Here is a 22,779-nt window from a genome sequence, read left to right on the forward strand (position 1 = left end):
GCCGCTCACGACTCGAACCGAACGATTGCGAGGAGAGGTAAATGAGCAAGGACATCCAGATCTGCCTCGGGGTGGACGTCGACGCCGTCGCCGGGTGGCTCGGCTCCTACGGCGGCGAGGACTCGCCCAACGACATCCAGCGCGGCGTGTTCGCCGGCGAGGTCGGCACGCCCCGGATGCTGAAGCTCTTCGAGCGCTACGAGATCCCCACGACCTGGTTCATCCCCGGTCACTCCATCGAGACCTTCCCGGACCAGGTGCGGGCGGTGGTCGACGCCGGGCACGAGATCGGCGCGCACGGCTACTCGCACGAGAACCCCGTGCAGATGACCGAGCAGCAGGAACGCGACGTGCTGCTGAGGTGCATCGAGCTGGTGGAGAAGGCCAGCGGCCGCCGCCCGCGCGGCTACGTCGCGCCGTGGTGGGAGATGTCCGAGCACACCGCCGCGCTGCTGATGGAGAACGGCTTCAGCTACGACCACAGCCAGAACTACAACGACTTCCACCCGTTCTACGCGCGGGTCGGCGACTCCTGGACGAAGATCGACTTCGACGGTCCCGCCGAATCGTGGATGAAGCCGCTGCAGCACGGCCACGAGGTGGACCTCGTGGAGTTCTGCGGCAACTGGTACGTCGACGACCTGCCCCCGATGATGTTCAACAAGCACGCGGCCAACTCGCACGGCTTCGTCAGCCCGCGCGACGTCGAGCAGCTGTGGCGGGACCAGTTCGAGTGGGTGTACCGCGAGTTCGACTACGGCGTCTTCCCGGTCACCCTGCACCCGGACGTCTCCGGGCGGCCGCAGGTGCTGCTGATGCTGGAGCGGCTCATCGACTACTGGCGTTCCCTGGACGGGGTCCGCTTCGTCACCTTCGAAGAGGCCGCGGCCGACTTCCGCACCCGCTACCCGTTCGCCGAACCCGGCCGGCCGTCCCCCACCGGTCCGTGACGGGTGGGGGCGCAGTTTCAATTGAGGTTTTTCCAACCTCAGTTTGCGTGGCGGTGCGGGTAGCGGAACCTCAGAGGCTCCCTGGTCTGTGGGTGCCCCTCCTGATGTATGTCCGATACACGGCGGAGGGGCCGTCCTCGCCGAGGGAACCCCGAAGGGGTGAGCACCGTGAACCCGCGGCGGTGCAAGTGTCGTAGGTGGGCTATGCGCCTGCGGCGCATACGACACCCCATCGACGTGCACCTTTGCGACCCGCGACTGCGGGTTGACCAGGATGAAAAACGCTCATTGAAACTGCGCCCCCGCCCACCCGGGGTGGCAGTTTCAATTGAAACTGCGGATCACCCCAAGGGGGGCGAGTGACTACTCTTTGAGCGAGTGCTGAGGGGAAAGGAGCGGACGTGGCCCAGCCGGTCCCGTTGGGTTCCCGCGACCGGCCGCTGCGCGACCAGGTCTGCGAGGAGATCCGCAATCGCATCATCGACGGCCGGTTCGCGCCGGGCGACCGGATCGTCGAGCGCGAGCTCGCCGCGGAGCTGGCGGTCTCGCGGGTGCCGGTGCGCGAAGCGCTGCGCACGCTGCGGGTCGAGGGGTTCGTCGAAGACGTCGCGCGGCGCGGCGTCATCGTGCGACGCCTGGAGCGCCGCGACGTCGAGGAGCTCTTCGACGTGCGTGAAGCGCTGGAGAGCCTGGCGTGCCGGCTGGCGGCGAGCAAGGCCGACGCGCGCAGCCTGCGCGCCCTGCAGCGGCACCTCGCCCGGGCGGACAAGGCGTTGCAGGGCGAGGACCTGCATGCGGTCGGCAAGGCGAACGGGGACTTCCACGACGAGATCGTGCGGCTGGCGGACCACCACCTGCTGGCGGGCATGCTGGACCCGCTGCAGGGCCGCCTGCACTGGCTGTTCCGGCAGGTCGACGACCCCGAAGAGCTCTGCCTGGAGCACACGAACCTCTACGAGGCGATCGCCTCCGGCGACCCGGACCGAGCGGCCGACGAAGCGATCCGCCACATCCACCACAACAGGGACACGGCCCTCCGCCTCCTCTTCGGCGCCTGACGCCGCAAGGCCGCGCTGCCGAGAGCCTCGATTTCACCTGAAATCGGGAGGCTCTCGTCGCGTCGGCGGTGGTCCCGCTCTTGCCTTGGGGTCGTTTCAGCATGGCGCGCCGGCCCGCGTGGGACGTGGCCGTCTCCGTCGATTTCGCGCGAAAACGGCGCTCCGCGTGAGGGCTGCGCGGCGATTTCGCGCGAAATCGCCACCGGCGTCGGGCGCCGGGCGCCTTCGGGATGAGCCGGGTGGGGCCGTTCTGCATCCACCCGTGAAAGCGGAAACCCCACCTGGCGTGGTGCCCGGTGGGGTTTCCGCTTCTGCCTGAAATCGGGGCGTTCCTACAGGTGGTCCTGGGCGACGCGCTCGCCGAGGTCGACCAGGAGCGTCGCCGCTTCGCGGATGCTGCGCTGCGGGTCCGGCTCGATGTCGGTCAGCGCGTACGCCGCTTCGACGCCCGCTTCGCGGAGGCGCTCCGGCGTCAGGTCGCAGCGTCCCGCGATCGCCACCACCGGCACGCCCGCTTCGCGGGCGCGGGCGGCGACTCCGGCCGGGCCCTTGCCGTGCAGGGTCTGCTCGTCGATGGCGCCCTCGCCGATGATCACCAGGCCCGCGCCTTCCAGCTGCCGATCGAAGTCGATCAGCTCCAGGATCACGTCCACGCCCGGCCGCATCCGCGCACCCAGCACCGCGAGCGCCCCGTAGCCGACGCCGCCGGCCGCCCCGGCGCCCGGCTGTTCGGCGACGTCGCGGCCGCCCGCGGCGAGCACCGCGCGCGACCAGTTGCCCAGCGCCTCGTCCAGGAGGCGGACCTGCTCCGGGTCCGCACCCTTCTGCGGCCCGTACACGTGCGCCGCACCGCGCTCGCCGAGCAACGGGTTGTCCACATCGGATGCGAGGATGAATTCGGTTTCGGCCAGCCGGGGATCCAGGCCAGATAGGTCCACTGTGGTCACTCGCACCAGTGGTCCACCGCCTGGGGGCAACGGGTTATCCGCAGCGTCCAAGACCCGCGCCCCCAGGACGGTGAGCATTCCGGCGCCGCCGTCGGTGCACGCACTGCCACCGACGCCCAGCACCACGGTTCGCGCTCCCGCGTCCAAAGCCATCAGGATCGCCTCGCCGGTGCCCTCGCTGGAGGCCGCCAGCGGGGCGAGTTCTTCGGGATCGAGCAGCGCCAGCCCGGAGGCCGAGGCCAGCTCGACCACGGCGGTGTCGCCGCTGATCGCGATCTCGGTGTCCACCGGCTCGCCGACCGGGCCCGCGACCCGCACCGGGATCGACATGTATCCGCTGGCCAGCGCGGCCTGCACGGTGCCGTCCCCGCCGTCGGCCACCGGCGCCAGCCGCACCTGCGCGTCGGGGCGGGCTCGGCGCAATCCGGCGGCCACCGCCTCGGCGACTTCCGGCGCCGTCAGCGAACCCTTGAACTTGTCCGGCGCGATGAGGACGGGTCCAGGCACAACCAACTCCGATCGCTAGGGCGGCATCCTCCGCCGGGACGCCCGGCACGAGCCCGGCGGAGGACACCAAGGGGTCTTACGGATATTCCACCCGAGGACCCCGTCTGTGGGAAATGCGGGGCACGCTCGCCGACCACGCCACCGCGCGTCGCCGGCGAGCGCACCTCGCGCAGGGCTGCCCTGAAGCCCCGCCTGGGGTGCGGGAGTGTGTGACAGGACCAACCGACGCGGTTCCCGTACGCGTCGGCCAGCCTCCGCACCCCGAGGACCATTACGCGTTGGGCACCGGCTCCGGCTCGATCATGGCGTCGATCCGGATGCCCCGGGCCGTGTTGGCCTCGCGCTCGATCATCACCTCGACCAGGACCGGGCGGCTGGTGGCGACAGCCTCCTTGCGGGCCCATTCGATGGTCTCGGCCAGGTCGCCGGGCTCGAACACCCGGCGGCCCGAGCAGCCGTAGGCCTCCATGATCTTGACGTTGTCCGTGCCGTACTCGTCGTAGTGGATGTCCACCTCGGTCTTCATGCCGAACGCGTCGCCCTCGGCCTGGCGGATCAGGCCCAGGTACTCGTTGTTCAGCATGATGATCACGAACGGGACGTTGTACTGGGCGGCCACCGCCAGCTCCTCGACCAGGAACTGGAAGCCGTAGTCACCGACGACCGCGACGACCTCTGCGTCCGGCTCGGCGGACTTCACGCCGATCGCCGCCGGGATCTCCCAGCCGAGCGGACCGGCCTGGCCGCACACCTGGTAGTGCCGCGGCAGGTGCGCGGTCTGGAACTGCCCGCCCCAGATCTGGTACAGGCCGATCGCGGTGACGAAGTACGCCTCCGGCGGGAAGATCTGGTTGATCTCCCGGTACACGCGCGGCGCCTTGATCGGCACGGTGTCGTAGTCGTCCGGCCGGGTAAGGGTCTGCTTGAGCACGCCGACCCGGGAGACCCACTCGGAGTAGTCCTTCTTGGCGTTGCGCTTGCGCGCGGCGTCGATCAGCGCGTCCAGGAACAGTCGGGTGTCCGAGACGATGCCCAGGTCCGGCCCGAAGACCTTGCCGATCTGGGTGGGCTCGATGTCGACGTGGATGAACTTGCGCTCACCGCGGTAGGTGTCCAGGGCACCGGTGTGCCGGTCGCCGAAGCGGGCGCCCAGCGCCAGCACCAGGTCGGCCTCCAGGAACGACTGGTTGCCGTAGCGCTGGCTGGTCTGGATACCGGTCATGCCGGCGAACAGCTCGTGGTCCTCCGGGAAGGAACCCTTGCCCATCAGCGTGATCTGCACCGGGACGCCGAGCAGCTCGGCCAGTTCGCGGACCTGCTCGTGGGCGTCACCGAGGATGACACCGCCACCGGCGAGGATCAGCGGCCGGTCGGCCTCCAGCAGCAAGTCCAGCGCGCGCTCGACCCGCGGCAGGTGCGGCTCGACGGCCGGGATCGGCAGCGGGGCGTCCAGCGTCGGGTCCCACTCGATCTCCTGCTTCTGCACGTCCAGCGGCAGGTCGATCAGCACCGGGCCGGGACGGCCGGAGCGCGCGATGCGGAACGCCTCGCGGAAGATCCACGGCGCCTGCGCGGCCTCCTTGACCTGCACCGCCCACTTCGTCACGGGCTTGGCGATGTCGACGATGTCGACCGCCTGGAACGCCTCCTGGTGCAGCTTGGTGGACACCGCCTGGCCGGTGATGCACAGGATCGGGATCGAGTCCGCCTGCGCGGTGTAGAGACCGGTGATCATGTTGGTGCCCGCGGGGCCGGAGGTGCCGATGGCGACACCCACGTTGCCGTTGGTGCGCGCCCAGCCGTCGGCCATGTGGGTCGCGCCCTCTTCGTGGCGGACGATCAGGTGCTTGATTCCGCTGTCCTCCATCGCCGCGTACAGCGGGAGGATCGCCGCACCGGGGCAGCCGAAGGTGACGTCGACGCCCTCGGACTTCAGCACGTCGACGACGGCCTGCATGACAGGAACTTTGGGCATGGTGTAAGACTTCCTCTCGGGTGCCGCGCTTTCGACGCGCACCTTGTTGGGAACGGGTCAGTGGTTTTGGTTGCTTGGCGGCGCTGGAACCGCTGACCCGTGACCGTGTTGCTTCGAGATCGCCCGGTGAGGCGAGTTGTGGCGCGATCTTCCGCAATTTCAACGGAAGTCGAAGCTCTGATTTCCATTGAGCGTTTTTCGTCCTGGCTGGTGACCGTAGCCGCGACAGCTAACGGATCGAATCCCGGAAGCGGTCGCATGCGCCGCAGGCGCATAGCCCACCCACGCAGCTCGCACCGCCGCGGGTTCTCAGCGTTCGCCTGGCGAGGACGGCCCAACCGCCGTGCATCGGACATACATCAGGTTGGGCACCCACAGTCCAGGCGGACGCTGAGGTTCCGCCACCCGCACCACCACGCAGAACGACGATGGAAAAACCTCATTGAAGTTGCGAACCCGCGAGGTGGGTGGCGGTGTCACGCGGGGCCGTGGCCGCAGGAGACGAGGAACTCCCCGCGCGACACCGCGGTCTCAGTCCCGACCGTTGAGCTGCGTGATCTGCTTGAGCAGACCGGAGTGGTCGAGCTTGCCGTCGCCCTGCGCGACGGCCGCGGCGACGAGCTGGCTCACCAGCGAACCGATCGGGATCGACAGGCCCGCGTCGCGCGCGGCGGCCTGCACGATGCCCATGTCCTTGTGGTGCAGCTCGAGCCGGAATCCCGGAGCGAACTCGCGGTTGCGCATCTTGCCGCCCTTGGCGTCGAGCACGGTGCTGCCGGCGAGTCCGCCGCCGAGCACCTTCAGCCCCGCCTCGGTGTCCACGCCGTGCGCCTCCAGGAACACCAGGGCCTCGGCTACCAGCCCGATGTTGCCCGCGACGATGAGCTGATTGGCCGCCTTGACGGTCTGCCCGGCTCCGGCGGGTCCAACGTGGACGATCGTGGTGCCGACCGCGCCCAGCGCGCCTTCGGCCGCGGCGAACGCGTCCGCCTCGCCGCCGACCATGATCGACAGCGTGCCGTCGATCGCCTTCGGCTCGCCGCCGCTGACCGGCGCGTCGATCGCCTGCACGCCCTTCTCAGCAGCGGCTTCGGCGACGCGGCGCGACACGTCGGGGCGGATGGTGCTGCAGTCGATGAGCAGCGCGCCCTGCTTGGCGTTGGCCAGCACGCCGTCCTCGCCGAGCACGACGACCTCGACGTCCGGCGAGTCCGGCAGCATGATGAAGATGATCTCGGCGTCGCGGACGGCCTCGGCCACGCTCGCCGCGGCCTTGCCGCCGTCGGCGACCAGCTGGTCGACCTTGGCCTGGCTGCGGTTGTAGCCGGTGACCTCGTGGCCGGCCTTGACCAGGTTGGCCGCCATCGGGCCGCCCATGATGCCCAGCCCGATGAATCCGACCTTGCTCATGGTTGTGGTACCTCCGTGGTTGTCGCCGATCGCGAGCGAATCTTCTGGTATGCACCGGAAAACTCACTCACGAGCGGTCAGCGCTTGATCCAACCGAAGCTGTCGGCGCTGGCGCCGCTCGGCTTGTACTCCAGTCCGATGTGGCCGGTGTAGCCCGCCGCGTCGAGCTTGTCGAAGTAGTGCTCGAAGTCGATCTCGCCGGTGCCCGGCTCGTTGCGGCCCAGGGCGTCGGCGATCTGCACGTGCCCGATGGCGTTCGCGTGCTGGTCGATCACCGCGTTCGGGTCGTCGCCGTTGACCGTCAGGTGGTAGAGGTCGAACAGCAGCCGCAGGTTGTCGACGCCACCGTCGGCGTGCACCCGGTCGATCACCGCGAGCGCGTCGGCGGCGGTCTTCAACGGGTACGCGGGCGTGCCGCTGACCGGCTCGATCAGCACCACACCGCCGATGCGCTCGGTGCCCTTCGCCGCGCGGACCAGGCTCTCGACGGCCACGTTGTCCTGCGCCGCCGCCTCGACCCCGTCGATCCGGTTGCCGTACAGGGCGTTGAAGGCCCGGCAGCCCAGCCGCTCGCCGATGCCGACCGCGACGTCGACGTTGTCGGCGAATTCGCCGGCGCGGTCCGGGTTCGACAGCACGCCGCGATCTCCCGCGGGCATGTCACCGGCGAAGAAGTTCAGGCCCACCAGCGAAACCCCGGCGTCGGAGATCGCCTGGACGAACCGGTCCACCTCGCGGTCGGTGGGTACCGCGACCGGGAACGGCCACCAGAACTCCACCTTGTCGAATCCGGCGGCCTTCGCCGCGGCGGGACGGTCCAGCACGTCCAGCTCGGTGAACAGGATCGAGAGGTTGACGTCGTAGCGGTTCGGATTCATCGGCACCCCCTCGGGAGAAGTTTCGTTATGCGGAAGTCTTATTTCGTACAACGATAGATTAGCGACTAGGGAGTCGGCGGTCAACGCCCCACCCCCGGTTACCCACCGGTCACCCACGGCCGCCCCACCAGCGGAGAAGCCACGGAGAGCCAGTCGCGCGCGGCGGCCCCACCTGGGCGGATACGGTTCAGTCGGGAGGTCACACCAATGATCTTGCGAGCTGAGTTCACGACCGAACCCTTCGAAGGGGAGGGCGAGCCGCCGGCCCACGCCGTGGCCGCCCGAGACTGCCTGCTCGCCGCCGGGCTGGAGCCCGAATTCGGCCCGCTGGGCACCTCGATCAGCGGCGAACGCGAGCAGCTGCTGCCCGCGCTCGCCGCCGTGATGGACACCGTGCTGAGCACCGGTGCGAACCGGATCACCCTGCAGGTGACCGTCGGCGATGCCGACGACGAGCAGGTTTAGGCTGGTCGGCGTGCATCCGCTCGCCAACGCGATCGCTCCGCTACTGGAGCACATCGGCGGTACCGCCGTGCCCGCGGACGAGCGCGAGCCCGGCGACATCGTCCTGTACTGGGAGGACGCGCCGGCGATCGCCGTCCGACTGCCCGGCCAGGAGCTGACCAGCGCCCTCGACCGGATGATCCGGGAGGTCGAGGGCGAGCTCGGCGGCCGCCTGCCGGACCTGCCGCGCCCGGACAAGCAGCGCGCCGTCCGGCTGCTGGAGGAGCGCGGCGCGTTCACCCTGCGCAAATCCGTCGAGACGGTGGCCAAGGCGCTCGGCGTCAGCCGCTTCACGGTCTACAACTACCTGAACCGCGAGCAGGCCAACCGGCACTGACCCGGGCCGCACCTCGCAGCGCTCCGTTCCCGCTGGTCACACCCGTGCACACTTCTTGCTGCCATAGCGACACGAAGTGCACACGGGCCACAGCGGCTCCCGAACCACCCCCTCCGCCGAGGCGTCGGCGCACCCCCGCGGGCACCGGGCGTTTCGCCCGGGTTTGTGCCAACCGCACAACGCGCGACCAGGATTTTTCAACAAAGTGTTGACACTTGGCGGAGCACAGTCGTAGCTTTTGCCGCACCGGAGCTCGTGACCGGCAACCGCAGCACAGCCCAGGCATGCTCGGACTCTCGTCCGCCGCCTCCGCCAATCCCGAAAACCTCTTCGGGGCCGCACATCCTGTGAGAGTTTGCGATGTCAAGAACCACCGAAACGGACCGGCTCAACGGCCTCCCCCGAGCGGAACTCGTCCAGCAGCTCCTCGCCTGCCTGGACGTCCCCCGCTGGGCCGCCGACATCGCCGACCGGCGCCCGTTCGCCGACGTGGACGCCGCCTACCAGGCCGCCGACGCCGCCGCGCCGGAGCTGACCCCCGAGGAGATCGACGGCGCGCTCGCCGCACACCCCCGAATCGGCGAGCGCGCCACCGGCGAGAACACCTCGGCCAAGTTCTCCCGCAACGAGCAGTCTGGGGTCGACGGCGGCGACGCCGAGCTGGCCCGCGCGCTGCGCGAGGGCAACGAGGCCTACGAACAGCGGTTCGGGCGCGTGTACCTGGTCTGCGCCAGCGGTCGCAGCGGCGCGGAGCTGCTGGAGATCCTGCACTCGCGGCTGGACAACGAGCCGGGAGCAGAGCTGCGGATCGTCGCCGACGAACTCCGCAAGATCGCACGTCTGAGATTGGCAAAGGTGATCGAAGGATGAGTGCCGTCACCACCCACGTGCTCGACGCCGCGCGGGGCGCCCCCGCCGCCGGGGTCGCGATCCGGCTGGAGGCCGCCAAGGGCGGCGAAGACCCGCTTGCGGGGTCGAGCATCGACACTGCGTGGGCTTCGATTGCCTCCGGCCGCACCGACGACGACGGCCGGATCAAGGACCTGGGCCCGGACCGGCTGGACGCCGGGGACTACCGGCTCACCTTCGAGACCGGCGAGTACTTCGACAGCCAGGGCGTCGCGACGTTCTACCCGCAGGTGCAGATCGCCTTCCGGATCACCGACCCCGCGCAGCACTACCACGTTCCACTGCTGCTGAGCCCGTTCGCCTATTCCACCTACCGAGGGAGCTGATCACCGCATGGGCATCGTCATGGGCCCCAACCAGTACGGCAAGGCCGAGGTCCGCATCGTCTCGGTGAACCGGGACAACGCGCGGCACACCATCAAGGACCTCAACGTCAGCTCCTCGCTGCGCGGCGACCTCGACTCCGCCCACCTCACGGGCGACAACGGCAACGTGCTGCCGACCGACACGCAGAAGAACACGGTCTACGCCTTCGCCAAGGAAGCGCCGATCGGCGAGATCGAGGACTTCGCGCTGCGGCTCGGCCGGCACTTCGTCGGCACGGCCGACGGCATCACCGGCGCGCGCATCCTCATCGACGAGTACAGCTGGGAGCGGATCCCGGTCGGCGGCGCCGGCCACGACCACTCCTTCAACCGCTCCACCGACGAGAAGCGCACCACCGCGGTCACCATCGACGGCGACCAGGCGCACGTGGTGTCCGGGCTGAAGGACCTGATCGTCCTCAAGTCCACCGGCTCCGAGTTCTGGGGCTACCCCAAGGACAAGTACACGACGCTGGCCGAGACCAACGACCGGATCCTGGCCACCGCGGTGACCGCCCGCTGGCGCTACCTCCACACCGACGTGGACTGGGGCAAGAGCTTCGAGTCGATCCGGGCGACGATGCTGGAGGCCTTCGCCACCACGCACAGCCTGGCGCTGCAGCAGAGCCTGTACGAGATGGGCAAGGCCGCAATGGAGAAGCACCCGGAGGTGGCCGAGGTCCGGCTGTCGCTGCCGAACAAGCACCACTTCCTGGTCGACCTCGACTACTGCGGGCTGGAGAACAACAACGAGGTGTTCTTCGCCGCGGACCGGCCGTACGGCCTGATCGAGGGCGTCGTCACCCGCGACGACGTCGAGGAAGCACCGCAGGCCTGGTTCAGCCTGCCGCAGTTCTGATCCTGCACAGCAGTTCTCGCAGTTTTCGACCGCCGGACCTCCCCCACGCGCGAGGAGAACCGGCAATCGAGGATCACCGTTGATCCTGCAGTTGGGGCCACCGGAGATTCCCTGGTGGCCCCTTCTGCTACCCGAGCTTCGGGCGCCCGGCAGTCGCCCGAAAAACCATCGGTCCTTTGTGGATCGAAGGTTGATTTCCCGGCAATGAAGAGAAACAGCGAACAAACCCGGCGCTGATAGTGACTTGATCTGACCAGCCCCTGCGGCCCAGGAGTCCCCTATGGCCCTCTTCAAGACCCGTCGCAACCGCGGCACCAGAAACGGAAAACCCACCGATGTCCACCCGGTGGACGAGGTAATGCCGCCAGCGCGCATGCTGGCGTACGGCATCCAGCACATCGCCGCGATGTACGCCGGCGTGGTGGCGCCGCCGCTGATCATCGGCGAGGCCATGGGCCTGGCGCCGCTGGACATGACCCTGCTGATCGGCGCGAGCCTGTTCACCGCGGGTCTGGCCACCATGTTGCAGTCGCTGGGCGTGTGGAAGATCGGCGCCCGGCTGCCCTTCGTCAACGGCGTCACGTTCGGCTCCGTCGCGCCGATGCTGGCCATCGTCGCGCAGCAGGGCCAGGGAAATCCGCTGTCGGTGATCTACGGCTCGGTGCTGATCGCCGGTGTGCTGGCCTTCGTGATCGCGCCCTACTTCTCCCGGCTGGTGCGGTTCTTCCCGCCCGTGGTCAACGGCACGGTGATCACGCTCATCGGCCTGTCCCTGATGCCGGTGGGCATCAAGTGGATCGCGGGCAACAACGCCGAGGCGCCCGACTACGCGGCGCCGGAGAAGATCGCGCTCGGCGCGGCGACGTTCGCGCTGGTGCTGCTGTTCAACCGCTTCCTCAAGGGCTTCTGGAACCGGATCGCGCTGCTGCTCGGCCTGGTGGCCGGCACCCTGATCGCCTGGCCGGTCGGGCTGATCAAGACCGAGACCTTCGAATCGGCGCCGCTGTTCAACTTCCCGACCCCGTTCGCGCTGGGCACCCCGACCTTCAACATCACCGCGACCATCTCCATCTGCATCGTGATGCTGGTGGCGATGATGGAGACCACCGCGGACATGATCGCGCTCGGCGAGATCGTGGACCGGCCCGCGGACGAGAAGACCATCGCGGCCGGCCTGCGCGCCGACGGCGCCGGCAGCGCGATCAGCGCCGTCTTCGGCGGCTTCACCTGCAGCGCCTTCGCGCAGAACATCGGCCTGGTGGCGCTGACCCGCGTCCGCAGCCGGTTCGTGGTCGCCACCGCCGGTGGTGTGCTGGTGCTGCTGGGCCTTTTCCCGGTGGTCGGCGCGGTCGTCTCGCTGGTCCCGCAGCCGGTGCTCGGCGGCGCCGCGCTGGTGCTGTTCGGTTCGGTGACCACCAGCGGCATCCGGACGCTCGGCAAGTCCGACCTGGGCGACCCGTTCAACTCGCTGATCGTGGCGGGGGCGCTGGGCATCGGCATGATCCCGGTCGTCGCGCCGCACTTCTACGAGCACTTCCCGGCCGCTCTGCGCACGGTGCTCGACTCCGGTATCAGCACCGGCTGCATCGCGGCCCTGCTGCTGAACATCCTGTTCAACGCCTGGCGGAAGCACCCCGCGGAGGCGGAGGCGACGGTGGGCGGTGACACGGTCGCGGTGGTCGGCACGGCCCCCGGGGAGTACCACCGCGACGAGGCCGACGCCGGTCAGGTGAACTCCGTCCCGGAGCCGCGGACGTCCGCGCAGGAGTCCGAATCCACCAGGTGACCACCTGTCCCGACGACGAGCGGAGGGCGCCTTTCGCCGGCTGAACCGGCGGAAGGCGCCCTCCGCGTTGACGAGATCCCCCTCCCGCAGGTTCCCTCCACCTACACGGGCGGAGCCGGAGATCCGGACCAGGAACGCGTTTCCGGCATCGACGTTGGGCCGAGCGTCCGAACTTGACGCGGCGAACGGCCGCTTCTGCCCCCTCCCGCACACCCGCTCCCGGCAGGACTCGTTGATCCGGCGAAATTCCTGCCTACGTTGGGAGATCTCGATGCGGATGCGGGCCCTGATCACCGCCGGATTGGTCGGTTTATCGGTCCTCGCGACCCAGGCGGCCGCGAGCGGGCAGTCCGCGGTGGACCCGCTCGGCGAGAAGCAGTGGGGACTCGCCCAGCTGCGGGCCCCCGAGGCGTGGGCCACCAGCACCGGCGCGGGCCAGGTCATCGCCGTGGTGGACACCGGCGTCGACCTCGGCCACCCCGACCTGGCGCCGAAGCTGGTGCCGGGCGCGACCTTCGCCGGCTGCGGCGACCGGCCGGCGCCGTGCGGCAACGGCGACTGGCGGGGCGTGGACGGCGTGGGCCAGCCGACCGACGTGCACGGCACCCACGTCGCGGGCATCGCCGCGGCGGTCGCCGGGAACGGCATCGGGATCGCGGGTGTCGCGCCGGACGCGCGGATCATGCCGATCAAGGCGCTGGAGAACGGTTCCGGCTCGTTCGCCGACATCGGTGCGGGCGTCCGCTACGCCGCCGACCACGGCGCGAACGTCGTGAACCTCAGCCTCGGCGCGCAGCCCGGCACGCAGCTGCTGACGCTGCTCGGGCTGGCCAACGAGACGAAGGACGCCATCGCCTACGCCCGCGAGAAGGGCGTGGTCGTGGTCGCCTCGGCGGGCAACGAAACCGCTCCGCTGTGCGACACCCCGGCCTGGGAGTCCGGCGCGCTGTGCGTCGCCGCCACGGACGCCGACGAGCTCCACTCCACGTACTCCAACCTCGCCCTCAAGCTGGACACCAGGGCCGTGTCCGCGCCGGGCGGCAAGTCCAAGCAGGGCTGCGACGCGGACATCTGGTCGACGGTGCCGCGCGGTGCCGGTTCGTCGAAGTGCGGGCAGGCCGACTACGACTCCTTCGCCGGAACCTCCATGGCGGCCCCGCAGGTCGCGGGTGTCGCGGCGCTGCTCGGCGCGCAAGGCCGCGACGCCGACGGCATCGAGAAGGCGCTGATGACCACCGCCCGCACGCCGCTGGTGGGGCTGCGCGGGGTCTTCAACCCGGTTTACGGCTACGGCGTCGTCGACGCCGCCGCGGCGGTCCAGCAGCCGCTGTGACCAGGCGATGACCGCTCGTCGGCGGTGATGGTCATACCACTGACCATCACCGCTGACGAGTCCGCCATTGGGCCGAATTCGCGAAAGGTACAAAACTCCTCGACCGCGCCCCGAAATCCAGGAACAATGATCAAAGGGCCGCGCGACCGCGCGGGCGCCGATCGATCCGGGAGCTGGGGCCGATGGACCTTTCGAAGCTGTTCAAGATGGTGTCGCCGGCGAAGCACCACTCGCACGGGCACTCCAGCAGCGGCGGGCACCGCCGCAGGCATTCGAGCAGCAGTGGGCACCGCCGCCGGTACGACAGCAGCAGCGATCACCACCGTCGCCGCCACCACTCGCGCAGCAGCAGCGACGGCCACTACCGCCGTCGCAGCCACAGCTGACGCCGCGCAATCGGCTCGGTTCGGTGCTGATCGATTCGTTGAGCTCCTACTACTACGGCGAACCCGACCAGGACTGGGGACCGCCGGGCCCGCCGCTCGCGCCGGGTGACGTGCTCGCCCCCGGCTACCGGGTGGTCGGACACCTGCGCCGCGGCAGCCGGCTGGACGTCTACGACGTGTGGAGCGAGGAGCGGACCTGCCGCTGCATCGCCAAGACCGTCCGGCCGGAGCGCGCCGCGGACGAGCGCGCGATCGGCTGGCTGCGCAACGAAGGCGTGCTGCTGACCCAGTTCACGCATCCGCACCTGGTGCGCGCCTACGAGATCGCGCAGGCCGACGAGCCGGCGCGCCCGGTGGTGATCACCGAGACGCTGCCGGGGCACACGCTGGGCTTCCTGATCGAGGAGCTCGGGCGGCTGCGGCCGATCGACACCGCGGTGCTGGGCATCCAGCTGTGCTCGGTGCTCGGCTACCTGCACCGCCGCGGCTGGGTGCACATCGACGTGAAGCCGTCGAACGTGGTCGAGGTCGGCGGCCGGGCGGTGCTGCTCGACCTCAGCCTCGCCTGCCGGATCGGCGAGCACAGCTCGGCCGGGACGTTCGACTACCTCTCCCCGGAGCAGGCGGCCGGCGGCGAGATGACGCCGGCGGCGGACATCTGGGGCCTCGGCATCACGCTGTACGAGGCCCTTTCCGGCACCACGCCGTGGGCCGAGGTGTCCTCCGGCGAGCGCAACGACGACGGCACCCGCTACTACCCGCAGCGGCACAACCCTGCCGCGCCGCTGCGCACCCACCGCCGCCTGCCCGCGGCGCTGTCCCGCACCGTCGACGCCTGCCTCGACCCGGACCCGAAGTCCCGCCCGACGGTGGGAGAGGTCGCGGATCGGCTGATCGCCTGGTCCGGCATGAACCCGGAGACCGTCGGCGCCTGAGCTATCGGATCTCCTTGCGCGGCAAGGCGAACGCGAGCAGCACGGCGGGTTCGGCGGCGCCCGGCCTAGGCGACGGCGGTCAGCACGGCGATGCCGATGGCGTTGCCCGGGTTCAGCGTCGTCGAATGCCGGACGCGACGCCCTGTTCCCCGCAACGCCGCCGGATCCGGCGGCGAGCAGAGCTGCGGGAGCACCGTCGAAGGCGTGTCGAAGTCCACCTGACCAGGCATTGGCGGGTCAGCGGCGTGATCCGCCAGAGGCCGACCGGAGAACGTGCTTTCCCTGCGCCACGAAGACCTCGAAGCCAGGTTCCCCGGCCTGCTCGCGGCCGACCGCTAGATCAATCCCCGAGCTGACCGAGCTCCCGGCACCGCGCCCAGATCGCGTCCCGGGTGTGCCGGTCGCGGACGCTCGCCGGCCACGGGGCCCGCCGCGCCTTGCTGGTGAAGTAGACGCCGTGCACGTCGGCGAGGCCCGGATCGGACGCCAGGCGAATGCTGGAAACAGACGCCCTCCCGACCGCCGCGCCGCCGTAGAGGACCGGCATCAGGAGCTTGAGCAACGGCACCAACGGCCGCGCCACCAAGGGATACGCGCTCGTCGTCAGGTTCTGGTTCATGGACGTGTAGGCATGTCCGGGATACGCGACGTTGATCGTGACCCCGGGCTCCGCCAGGCGCTCGGCGAAGGCGTAGCTCATCGCCATCAGCGCGAGCTTGGTCTGGTTGTAGGAGGCGAGCCCCACGTAGGACTTCTCGCCCTGCAGGTTGTCCAGGTCGATCCGGCCGCGCGGCACCCCGCCGGCGATGTTGACGACCCGCCCGCGACCGGCGCGCCGAAGCTCGGGCAGCAGGAGATGGGTGAGCACGAACGGGGCCAGTACGTTGGCCGCGAACGCCGTCTCGACGCCGTCCGCGGTCAGCTCCCGGTGTTGCTTGGCAACCCCGGCGTTGTTGATCAGCACGTGCAGGCCGCCGTCGCGAGCCCGCACCTGCTCCGCCAGGCGACGCAGGTCGTCCTGCCTGGTCACGTCGGCTATCAGCGCCTCGACGCCGGGATTGCCGGTGTCGCGCCGGAGCTCCGCGGCCGCCGCTTCGGCTCGATCCGCGTTGCGCCCCACCAGGATCACGTCGGCCCCGAGCCGCGCGAGGCCGCGCGCCGTCTCCTTGCCGATCCCACCGGTGCTGCCGGTCACGAGCACCCTCTTGCCGCTCATCGTCGCCACTTCTCGCCTCCCATGTCACCAGATGTCGTATTCGACACCTGGTGACATAAAGTAGACTAGGGTGCGTGAACAGCGCGAGTGGCACCGATGGGCTGCGGGCGCGGGCACGGCGTGCGGTCCGCACGGAACTCGCCGAGCTGGCCCTGGAGATGTTCGTCGAGCACGGCTTCGACGAGACGACCGTGGACGAGATAGCCCGGGCGGCGGGGCTGACGAAGCGCAGCTTCTTCCGGTACTTCCCGTCGAAGGAGGACGCCGTCTTCGGCGGGATCGACGCGCTGGGCGAACAGGTCGTCGAAGACCTGCGCGCCCAGCCCGCCGACCAGCCGCCGTGGGCATGCCTGCACCACGTGCTGCGCCGCTGGGCGGAGAAGATCCACTCCTCGCAGCGCGACCTGACCAGCCTCCGGCTGATCGAAACGACGCAGTCCCTGCGCGCCCGGCTGCACCAGAAGCGGGAGCAGTGGCGGCAGGACGTCGCCGATGTCCTGCGCGAGCGCTCCGGACTCGACGCGTTCACCGCGGATCTGCTGACCAACGCGGCGACAGCGGCGCTCGACACCGCGTCCCGGGAGTGGTTGCGCGGCGACGCGGACCGGATGGAATCGATCGACCGGGCCTTCGAGCAGCTGGCGCCGGCTTTCGCCGGCGGAGATCCGAAGGCCTGATCGCGGATCAGCGCTTGCGGCGGAAGGCGATCGCGAAGGCGACGAGGGCGGTGGCGAGCGCGAGCTGGCCGCCCCAGACGATCCTGTTGACGCTGACGGCCGGGTGCCAGTTGACCTTGCCGTCGGCGGAGATCGAGAACGCCCCGACCGGGCGGGCATCCACGCCGATGCCGACGCCGTCGTCATCGGCATGACCGTGGCGACCGCCGCCGGTGCGGACGTGGGCGACCGGCAGCAGGGTGGTGTCGCCCTGCCGCACGGGTTCCCCGAAGACCTGGCGCTTGCCCAACCGCTCGGCCAACGCTTCCAGGATATCTCCCTGGGCGGACTGCTCTTCCATGATCTGCTCCTCGCGACGCTGTCGGACCGAACCGACGCTAGCCGGAGCCGCGGTGCCGTGCCGCGCAGTTCTCCCATTACCTACGGGGTAATCGACGCGATGCGGGATCGCCGCGAGACTCGTGGCAGTTCCGAACCGAGGGGAAACGCGATGACCTTCAGGACAACCGTCGACGACTTCCTGCAGACCCTGGCCGGCGGCGACCCCGACGCCATCGCCGCGCTGTTCGCCGAGACCGTCGACTGGAAGATCGTCGGATCGCCTGCGGTGCCGTGGATCCGGCACTGCACGACACGCGCCGACGTCGCCGAGTTCTTCCGCACGATGCTGGGCGGTTTCGTCGCCGAGGAGACCGCGGTGCGCATCGACCACCTCCTGGTCGACGGGCCGCACGCGGTGGTGCTCGGCGAGGTGTCGCAGGTCATCAGGGCCAACGGCCGGGCCTTCACCACCCCGTTCGCCTTGCACCTGACCGGCGAGGACGGCCTGATCACCCGCTACCACATCTACGAGGACAGCCTCGTCGTCGCGAAAGCCGCCGCGTAGCGGCCTACTCGTACGGGAGAGTGCCCGCACCTGCCCCAGCCACAGCTGCGGCGCATGCCGGCGCACTGCGCCGATCACCTCGTCACATCCCCTGCGGCCCAGCGGAATCCGGTAGTGCAGCCAACTCCGGGCCCAGCGGCTCCGCCGGTTCTTCGTCCCGCACGAATCGGCCCAGCACCACGTCGTCCCGGTCGATCGGCTCCGACGGCCACAACTCGATGCTGTACGAGGGCATGCGTGCCGTCTGCCTCGACCCGTCGGCCCAGTGCGAGGAGACGCCGCTGAGAGCGGTGATCGGCTGGTGGCTTCGAAGTGCTGCAGCGAACGGCCTGTCCGCCTCGCCTATCGGAACGAACGGGCCGTTCACTCCACACCAGCCGATGCCCGCCGACGCCGGACGGCTGCAGCGAACGGACCGTTCACCTCCCCTACCGAGGCGAACGGGCCGTTCACTCCACACCAGCCAACGACGGGTCAGAAGCGGATGACCTGGCGCATGGCCCGCCCGGCGGCGAGCTCGTCCATCCCGTGGTTGATGTCGTCGAGATCGATGGTGCCCGACACCAGCTGGTCGACCGGCAGCTTCCCGGCCCGCCACAGGGCCGCGTACTCCGGGATGTCCTGCGCGGGCAGGCCGGAACCGAGGAACGAGCCGATGATCGTGCGGGTCTCGCTCACCAGCGCCAACGGCGAGATGCTGCTGCGCGCCTCCGGCGAGGCCAGGCCGACCGAGACCGTCCGCCCGGCGGGCGCGGTCACCGAAACCGCCGTCTCGAACGCCTTCGCGTTGCCGCTCGCCTCGACGACCACCGAGGCCTTGTGCCCGGATTCGACGGCCTCCGCCGGCGTCAACGCCTTCGCCGCGCCGAGTTCGAGGCCGCGAGAACGCTTGCCCGCCAAGGGATCCACGACGGTCACGCTGCCCGCGCCGCAGGCCAGCGCCACCAGCACCGCCGCCATGCCGACCCCGCCGACGCCGACCACCGTGACGTCCTCGCCGGGCTCGATGCGGGCGGCGTTCTTCACCGCGCCACCACCGGTGAGCACCGCGCAGCCGAGCAGCGCGCCGATCTCGGGCGGCACGTCGTCGGCGACCGGCACGACCGAGTGGCGGTCGACCACGGCGTGCGTGGCGAATCCGGAAACGCCGCAGTGGTGGTGCACCTCGCGGCCGTCCCACTTCAGGCGGCGAGCGCCGGAAAGCAGCGTGCCCGCGCCGTTGGCGGCCCAGCCCGGCGAGCACAGCGCCCGCCCACCCGCGCGGCACGCGTCGCATTCCTCGCACCGCGGCACGAAGTACAGGACGACGCGCTGCCCGACGGCGAGGTCGGTGACGCCGTCGCCGACCTCGGTGACCCGGCCGCAGGCCTCGTGCCCGAGCAGCATCGGCACCGGACGCACCCGGTTTCCGTCCACAACGGACAGATCGGAGTGGCAGACCCCGGCGGCCTCCAGCTGCACGAGCAGCTCACCCGGCCCGGGCGCGTCGAGGTCGAGTTCGGTGACGGCAAGCGGCCGCGACCGCTCCCACGGCCCAGGCCGACCGCATTCCTGCAGCACCGCGCCCCTGATCTCCATCACCACGCTCCTCCACGCCACCGAACCAGTGCCCATCTGCTCACACCGAACACCGACTTTCAACCCCTGCCCGCGGCGCCGACCGGGCCCCTCGGGACCGCAGGGAAAGATGGTCCTGCCAAGCGGTGTCGCAGTGCTGGACGACGGGCGGCTGATGGTGGCCGGTTCTGCGGGCAACGCAGACGGATCGCAGCCCTTCATCGCGACCTGACCGCTCGCCCGGATCGGACAACGGTGAAGGGCACCACCGCGTCATCGCGATGATGCCCTTCACCAGGCATGTCAGAGTCGGCCGAGCTTGCGGATCTCCGGTTCCGCCAGGCCCGTCATCTCCTTGACCTCGTCCGCGTCGATCGCGCCGTTGTCCAGCGCCCGCACGAAGGACGCCGCCAGCGCTCGCGCCGTCGCCGGCTCGTCCAGCACCGCGCTGCCGCTGGCCGACACGTACGCCGACAGCCGCGCCGCCTCCGCCGCAGCCGAGTCGCGGAACGCCGCGAACACCGCCGCGTACCGCGTCACCAGCTGCGCCGGGTGCAGGTCCCAGCCCTGGTAGTAGCCGTGCTCCAGGGACCGGCGGGTCAGCTCGTAGTGGGTGCGCCAGCCGTGGTGCACCTGGTCGCCGACCGGCAGCACGTTCGTCGAGCCGTCGGACAGGAACACCCCGGTGCCCGCGGCGGACACCTGCATGGCGTGCCGCGCGAAGTCGCAGGCGCGGTGCGCGAGGTGCTGGTGCGCGGCGGTCAGCCCGCAGCTGGCGGTGTAGTCGTAGGTGCCGAAGTGCAGCCCGGTGACCCGGCCGTCGCCCGCCCGCAGGAACAGCGGCAGCGCGAAGCGGCCGTGCGAGTCCACGATGGACTGCGTGGTCTCCACCTGGATCTCGAAGCGCAGCGACTTCTCCGGCATGCCCAGCTGCTGCTCGAAGAGCTCCAGCAGCTCGACGAACACCTCGACCTGCGCGACGTCCACGACCTTCGGGAAGGTGAGCACGAATCCGGCGGGCAGGCTGCCCCACTGCTGCAGCAGCGCGGTGAGGAAGACGTCCAGCGTGCGCACCGAGCGGGCGCGCAGCTCCGGGGTGTCGAAGGACTTCACCCGCAGGCCGAAGTTCGCCGGCTCCACGCCGTCGCGCAGCCACCCGGCGACCACCCCGGCGGTCCGCTCGGCGTCGGCGTCCTCGACGTCGTCACCGGGCCGCCCGTAGCCGTCCTCGAAGTCGATACGCAGGTCCTCGACCGGCGTGTTCTGCAGCTTCGCCCGCACCCGCGGGTGCACGGCCCGGGCGATCTGCTCGTCCATGCCGAGGATCTCGACGAGGTCCTCGGGCCGGGCGGCGTCCCGGTCGAGCGCGGCCAGCGCATCCCGCCCCCACTGCCGCACCGTGTCGGCGTCGACCTTGCTCGCCGGCACGTAGCAGGTGTGCACCGGCTGCCGGGCCGCGCGCGCGCCCGGGTACGTGCGCGCGATGTGCTCGTCCACCTCGGACAGGCGGGCGAGCCGACGGTTGATCTCGGCGGATTCCAGCGAGGTTCTGGCCACTTGCGCTCCCTTCGTCCGGCAGCCGGGAGGCGTCCCCGGCTGCCCAGCTCGGCTGCGGCAATGGGGCCGCACGTCCTCGGGGATGCGATTCCGGGTAAGTGATACCCGTTGGAATCGCGGAGGACGCACGGCCCCGGCGGATCACCGCAGTTCGACTCAGTCGATCTCTTCGTAGGCGGGCAGCGTCAGGAAGTCGACGAACTCGTCGGCCACCGCCACCTGCTCGAACAGCTCGACGGCCCGGCCCAGGTTGTCGACCGGGAAGCCGTGTTCGGCCCGCAGCTGCTTCTCGGTGTCGGCCAGCACCTCGCGGACCAGGTCCGCGGTGACCCGCTCGCCACCGGTCAGCACCACGTTGTTGTGCAGCCACTGCCAGATCTGCGAACGCGAGATCTCGGCGGTCGCGGCGTCCTCCATCAGGTTGTGGATCGCCGCCGCGCCGTTGCCGCCCAGCCACGACACGATGTAGCGAACGCCGACGTCGACCGCGGCGCGCAGGCCCTCGATGGTCTTCTCACCGGGGGTGTCGGCCACCGACAGCAGCTGGTCGGCGGTCACCGAGACCTCGTCGCGGGTGCGGTCGATCTGGTTGGGCTTGTCGCCCAGCACCGCGTCGAACTCCTCGAAGCAGATCGGCACCAGGCCGGGGTGGGCGACCCAGGAGCCGTCGAAGCCGTCGCCGGCCTCGCGCTTCTTGTCGGCGTGCACCTTGTCCATCGCGGCCGCGTTGGACTCGTCCTTGGTGGGGATGAACGCGGCCATGCCGCCGATCGCGAACGCGCCGCGCTTGTGGCAGGTGCGCACCAGCAGTTCGGTGTAGGCGCGCATGAACGGCGCGGTCATGGTCACCGAGTTGCGGTCCGGGAGGATGTACTTGTCCGAGTCGCGGAAGGTCTTGATCACGCTGAACAGGTAGTCCCAGCGGCCCGCGTTGAGGCCGGCGGAGTGGTCGCGCAGCTCGTAGAGGATCTCCTCCATCTCGAACGCGGCCGGGTAGGTCTCGATCAGCACCGTGGCGCGCACCGAGCCGTGCTGGACGCCGAGTTCCTGCTGGGCGTGCGTGAACACGTCGTTCCACAGCCGCGCCTCGAGGTGGCTCTCCATCTTCGGCAGGTAGAAGTACGGCCCGCTGCCGCGGCTGATCAGTTCCTTGGCGTTGTGGAAGAAGTGCAGGCCGAAGTCGACGAACGCGGCGACCACCGGCTTGCCGTCGACCAGGATGTGCTTCTCGTCGAAGTGCCAGCCGCGGGGGCGCACCAGCGGAACGGCGTGCTTGACGTCGTCGCGCAGCTTGTAGTGCTTGCCCTCGGGCGTGGTCAGCTCGATCTGCTTGCGGACCAGGTCGTAGAGGTTGACCTGGCCGGAGACCACGTTGCGCCAGTGCGGGGTGTTGGCGTCCTCGAGGTCGGCGAGCCAGACGCGCGCGCCGGAGTTCAGCGCGTTGATGGCCATCTTGCGGTCGGTCGGGCCGGTGATCTCGACGCGCCGGTCGGCGATGTCGGCCGGCGGCGCGGCCACCTGCCAGTCGCCTTCGCGGATGTGCCGGGTCTCCTCCAGGAAGTCCAGCCGACCCTTGGCGGTGGCTTCGGCGCGGCGCTCCTTGCGCCGGGCGAGCAGTTCGTCGCGGCGGGCACCGAAGGCGCGCTGCAGACCAGCGACGAACTCAAGAGCTTCCTTGGTGAGGATCTCGTCCCCGCGCTCGACGGCACCGCCGAGCACCTGCACTCCTGCCGGGGTTTCGGACATG

The 22,779-nt window shown here is 70.1% G+C and carries 24 protein-coding genes; 13 read left to right on the top strand and 11 right to left on the bottom strand.

Features of this window, described 5'->3' with window-relative positions; all coding sequences use genetic code 11:
* The first annotated feature begins 41 nt into the window (after nt 1-41).
* Together BLW84_RS13920 and BLW84_RS13925 are read left to right on the top strand one after the other, a co-directional pair.
* Entirely contained in the window at nt 42-950 is a 909-nt protein-coding gene (locus BLW84_RS13920; protein ID WP_093265542.1) for a polysaccharide deacetylase family protein, read from the top strand.
* 401 nt (nt 951-1,351) lie between these two features.
* Nucleotides 1,352-2,008, top strand: coding sequence for a GntR family transcriptional regulator (locus BLW84_RS13925; RefSeq protein WP_245761130.1), 657 nt, complete (start codon nt 1,352-1,354; stop codon nt 2,006-2,008).
* A 332-nt stretch (nt 2,009-2,340) separates the two neighbouring features.
* On the opposite strand, the gene BLW84_RS13930 is transcribed toward BLW84_RS13925, so the two are convergent.
* The 4 genes from BLW84_RS13930 to BLW84_RS13945 form a co-directional block, all read right to left on the bottom strand.
* Entirely contained in the window at nt 2,341-3,468 is a 1,128-nt protein-coding gene (locus BLW84_RS13930) for a glycerate kinase (protein ID WP_093265543.1), read from the bottom strand.
* Between the two features lie 265 nt (nt 3,469-3,733).
* Nucleotides 3,734-5,437 carry a glyoxylate carboligase gene (gene gcl, locus BLW84_RS13935; RefSeq protein ID WP_093265545.1) on the bottom strand — a complete coding sequence of 568 codons (1,704 nt, stop codon included), beginning with the start codon at nt 5,435-5,437 and terminating at the stop codon, nt 3,734-3,736.
* A gap of 531 nt (nt 5,438-5,968) precedes the next feature.
* Complete coding sequence (locus tag BLW84_RS13940) at nt 5,969-6,847, bottom strand: 2-hydroxy-3-oxopropionate reductase (protein WP_093265546.1); 879 nt, start codon at nt 6,845-6,847, stop codon at nt 5,969-5,971.
* Between the two features lie 77 nt (nt 6,848-6,924).
* On the bottom strand, nt 6,925-7,725 hold the full coding sequence (locus BLW84_RS13945) for a hydroxypyruvate isomerase family protein (protein ID WP_093265548.1): 801 nt from the start codon (nt 7,723-7,725) through the stop codon (nt 6,925-6,927).
* A gap of 207 nt (nt 7,726-7,932) precedes the next feature.
* On the opposite strand from BLW84_RS13945, the gene BLW84_RS13950 reads away from it, so the two are divergent.
* The 9 genes from BLW84_RS13950 (at nt 7,933) to BLW84_RS13990 (ending at nt 15,139) form a co-directional block, all read left to right on the top strand.
* Nucleotides 7,933-8,190 carry a thiamine-binding protein gene (locus BLW84_RS13950; protein WP_093265549.1) on the top strand — a complete coding sequence of 86 codons (258 nt, stop codon included), beginning with the start codon at nt 7,933-7,935 and terminating at the stop codon, nt 8,188-8,190.
* 10 nt (nt 8,191-8,200) lie between these two features.
* A complete protein-coding gene (locus tag BLW84_RS13955; RefSeq protein ID WP_093265551.1) occupies nt 8,201-8,566 on the top strand; it encodes a helix-turn-helix domain-containing protein in 366 nt (121 codons plus the stop codon).
* A gap of 360 nt (nt 8,567-8,926) precedes the next feature.
* The gene (gene uraD, locus BLW84_RS13960) at nt 8,927-9,436 is read left to right on the top strand and encodes a 2-oxo-4-hydroxy-4-carboxy-5-ureidoimidazoline decarboxylase (protein WP_093265552.1); all 510 of its coding nucleotides are present in this window, start codon (nt 8,927-8,929) and stop codon (nt 9,434-9,436) included.
* The gene (gene uraH / locus BLW84_RS13965; protein ID WP_093265554.1) at nt 9,433-9,801 is read left to right on the top strand and encodes a hydroxyisourate hydrolase; all 369 of its coding nucleotides are present in this window, start codon (nt 9,433-9,435) and stop codon (nt 9,799-9,801) included. Before uraD ends, uraH begins: the two co-directional genes overlap by 4 nt.
* Before the next feature lie 7 nt (nt 9,802-9,808).
* Nucleotides 9,809-10,699, top strand: a complete 891-nt coding sequence (gene pucL, locus BLW84_RS13970; RefSeq protein WP_093265555.1) for a factor-independent urate hydroxylase — start codon at nt 9,809-9,811, stop codon at nt 10,697-10,699.
* Nucleotides 10,700-10,979: 280 nt separating this feature from the next.
* Nucleotides 10,980-12,485: a nucleobase:cation symporter-2 family protein gene (locus BLW84_RS13975; protein ID WP_177226457.1), complete on the top strand. Its 1,506-nt coding sequence runs from the start codon at nt 10,980-10,982 to the stop codon at nt 12,483-12,485.
* Between the two features lie 271 nt (nt 12,486-12,756).
* Entirely contained in the window at nt 12,757-13,818 is a 1,062-nt protein-coding gene (locus BLW84_RS13980) for a S8 family serine peptidase (RefSeq protein WP_218157316.1), read from the top strand.
* A gap of 182 nt (nt 13,819-14,000) precedes the next feature.
* Nucleotides 14,001-14,204, top strand: coding sequence for a hypothetical protein (locus BLW84_RS47440; protein WP_093265558.1), 204 nt, complete (start codon nt 14,001-14,003; stop codon nt 14,202-14,204).
* 23 nt (nt 14,205-14,227) lie between these two features.
* On the top strand, nt 14,228-15,139 hold the full coding sequence (locus BLW84_RS13990; protein ID WP_093265560.1) for a serine/threonine-protein kinase: 912 nt from the start codon (nt 14,228-14,230) through the stop codon (nt 15,137-15,139).
* A gap of 65 nt (nt 15,140-15,204) precedes the next feature.
* On the opposite strand, the gene BLW84_RS47445 is transcribed toward BLW84_RS13990, so the two are convergent.
* Entirely contained in the window at nt 15,205-15,357 is a 153-nt protein-coding gene (locus BLW84_RS47445) for a hypothetical protein (protein ID WP_177226458.1), read from the bottom strand.
* A 122-nt stretch (nt 15,358-15,479) separates the two neighbouring features.
* The gene (locus BLW84_RS13995) at nt 15,480-16,355 is read right to left on the bottom strand and encodes an SDR family NAD(P)-dependent oxidoreductase (RefSeq protein ID WP_093265758.1); all 876 of its coding nucleotides are present in this window, start codon (nt 16,353-16,355) and stop codon (nt 15,480-15,482) included.
* Nucleotides 16,356-16,429: 74 nt separating this feature from the next.
* Here BLW84_RS13995 and BLW84_RS14000 point away from each other — a divergent pair, with 74 nt between their 5' ends.
* The gene (locus tag BLW84_RS14000) at nt 16,430-17,032 is read left to right on the top strand and encodes a TetR family transcriptional regulator (protein WP_245761132.1); all 603 of its coding nucleotides are present in this window, start codon (nt 16,430-16,432) and stop codon (nt 17,030-17,032) included.
* 7 nt (nt 17,033-17,039) lie between these two features.
* Here the strand turns inward: BLW84_RS14000 and BLW84_RS14005 are convergent, their stop codons facing one another.
* Nucleotides 17,040-17,372 (bottom strand): hypothetical protein, encoded by a 333-nt coding sequence (locus BLW84_RS14005; RefSeq protein ID WP_093265562.1) that lies wholly within the window; start codon nt 17,370-17,372, stop codon nt 17,040-17,042.
* Nucleotides 17,373-17,522: 150 nt separating this feature from the next.
* Here BLW84_RS14005 and BLW84_RS14010 point away from each other — a divergent pair, with 150 nt between their 5' ends.
* The gene (locus tag BLW84_RS14010) at nt 17,523-17,918 is read left to right on the top strand and encodes a nuclear transport factor 2 family protein (RefSeq protein WP_093265563.1); all 396 of its coding nucleotides are present in this window, start codon (nt 17,523-17,525) and stop codon (nt 17,916-17,918) included.
* A gap of 82 nt (nt 17,919-18,000) precedes the next feature.
* On the opposite strand, the gene BLW84_RS47450 is transcribed toward BLW84_RS14010, so the two are convergent.
* The 4 genes from BLW84_RS47450 to aceB all read right to left on the bottom strand — a co-directional run bounded on the left by BLW84_RS47450 (nt 18,001) and on the right by aceB (nt 22,778).
* Entirely contained in the window at nt 18,001-18,153 is a 153-nt protein-coding gene (locus tag BLW84_RS47450; RefSeq protein WP_177226459.1) for a hypothetical protein, read from the bottom strand.
* 239 nt (nt 18,154-18,392) lie between these two features.
* Entirely contained in the window at nt 18,393-19,496 is a 1,104-nt protein-coding gene (locus BLW84_RS14015) for an alcohol dehydrogenase catalytic domain-containing protein (RefSeq protein WP_093265565.1), read from the bottom strand.
* A gap of 282 nt (nt 19,497-19,778) precedes the next feature.
* On the bottom strand, nt 19,779-21,032 hold the full coding sequence (locus tag BLW84_RS14020; protein ID WP_093265567.1) for a DUF6986 family protein: 1,254 nt from the start codon (nt 21,030-21,032) through the stop codon (nt 19,779-19,781).
* Between the two features lie 156 nt (nt 21,033-21,188).
* Complete coding sequence (gene aceB, locus BLW84_RS14025; RefSeq protein ID WP_093265568.1) at nt 21,189-22,778, bottom strand: malate synthase A; 1,590 nt, start codon at nt 22,776-22,778, stop codon at nt 21,189-21,191.
* Nucleotide 22,779 lies beyond the last annotated feature (1 nt).

This window comes from Saccharopolyspora shandongensis, from assembly GCF_900106995.1.
GTDB classification, from domain to species: domain Bacteria; phylum Actinomycetota; class Actinomycetes; order Mycobacteriales; family Pseudonocardiaceae; genus Saccharopolyspora; species Saccharopolyspora shandongensis.

Excerpts from the sequence above, each read along its gene's own strand:
- BLW84_RS13920 (WP_093265542.1), top strand. The coding sequence starts at position 42 with ATGAGCAAGGACATCCAGATCTGCCTCGGGGTGGACGTCGACGCCGTC.
- gcl (WP_093265545.1), bottom strand. The coding sequence starts at position 5,437 with ATGCCCAAAGTTCCTGTCATGCAGGCCGTCGTCGACGTGCTGAAGTCC.
- BLW84_RS13940 (WP_093265546.1), bottom strand. The coding sequence starts at position 6,847 with ATGAGCAAGGTCGGATTCATCGGGCTGGGCATCATGGGCGGCCCGATG.
- BLW84_RS13945 (WP_093265548.1), bottom strand. The coding sequence starts at position 7,725 with ATGAATCCGAACCGCTACGACGTCAACCTCTCGATCCTGTTCACCGAG.
- BLW84_RS13950 (WP_093265549.1), top strand. The coding sequence starts at position 7,933 with ATGATCTTGCGAGCTGAGTTCACGACCGAACCCTTCGAAGGGGAGGGC.
- uraD (WP_093265552.1), top strand. The coding sequence starts at position 8,927 with ATGTCAAGAACCACCGAAACGGACCGGCTCAACGGCCTCCCCCGAGCG.
- uraH (WP_093265554.1), top strand. The coding sequence starts at position 9,433 with ATGAGTGCCGTCACCACCCACGTGCTCGACGCCGCGCGGGGCGCCCCC.
- pucL (WP_093265555.1), top strand. The coding sequence starts at position 9,809 with ATGGGCATCGTCATGGGCCCCAACCAGTACGGCAAGGCCGAGGTCCGC.
- BLW84_RS13975 (WP_177226457.1), top strand. The coding sequence starts at position 10,980 with ATGGCCCTCTTCAAGACCCGTCGCAACCGCGGCACCAGAAACGGAAAA.
- BLW84_RS13980 (WP_218157316.1), top strand. The coding sequence starts at position 12,757 with ATGCGGATGCGGGCCCTGATCACCGCCGGATTGGTCGGTTTATCGGTC.
- BLW84_RS47440 (WP_093265558.1), top strand. The coding sequence starts at position 14,001 with ATGGACCTTTCGAAGCTGTTCAAGATGGTGTCGCCGGCGAAGCACCAC.
- BLW84_RS13995 (WP_093265758.1), bottom strand. The coding sequence starts at position 16,355 with ATGAGCGGCAAGAGGGTGCTCGTGACCGGCAGCACCGGTGGGATCGGC.
- BLW84_RS14005 (WP_093265562.1), bottom strand. The coding sequence starts at position 17,372 with ATGGAAGAGCAGTCCGCCCAGGGAGATATCCTGGAAGCGTTGGCCGAG.
- BLW84_RS14010 (WP_093265563.1), top strand. The coding sequence starts at position 17,523 with ATGACCTTCAGGACAACCGTCGACGACTTCCTGCAGACCCTGGCCGGC.
- BLW84_RS47450 (WP_177226459.1), bottom strand. The coding sequence starts at position 18,153 with ATGCCCTCGTACAGCATCGAGTTGTGGCCGTCGGAGCCGATCGACCGG.
- BLW84_RS14015 (WP_093265565.1), bottom strand. The coding sequence starts at position 19,496 with ATGGAGATCAGGGGCGCGGTGCTGCAGGAATGCGGTCGGCCTGGGCCG.
- aceB (WP_093265568.1), bottom strand. The coding sequence starts at position 22,778 with ATGTCCGAAACCCCGGCAGGAGTGCAGGTGCTCGGCGGTGCCGTCGAG.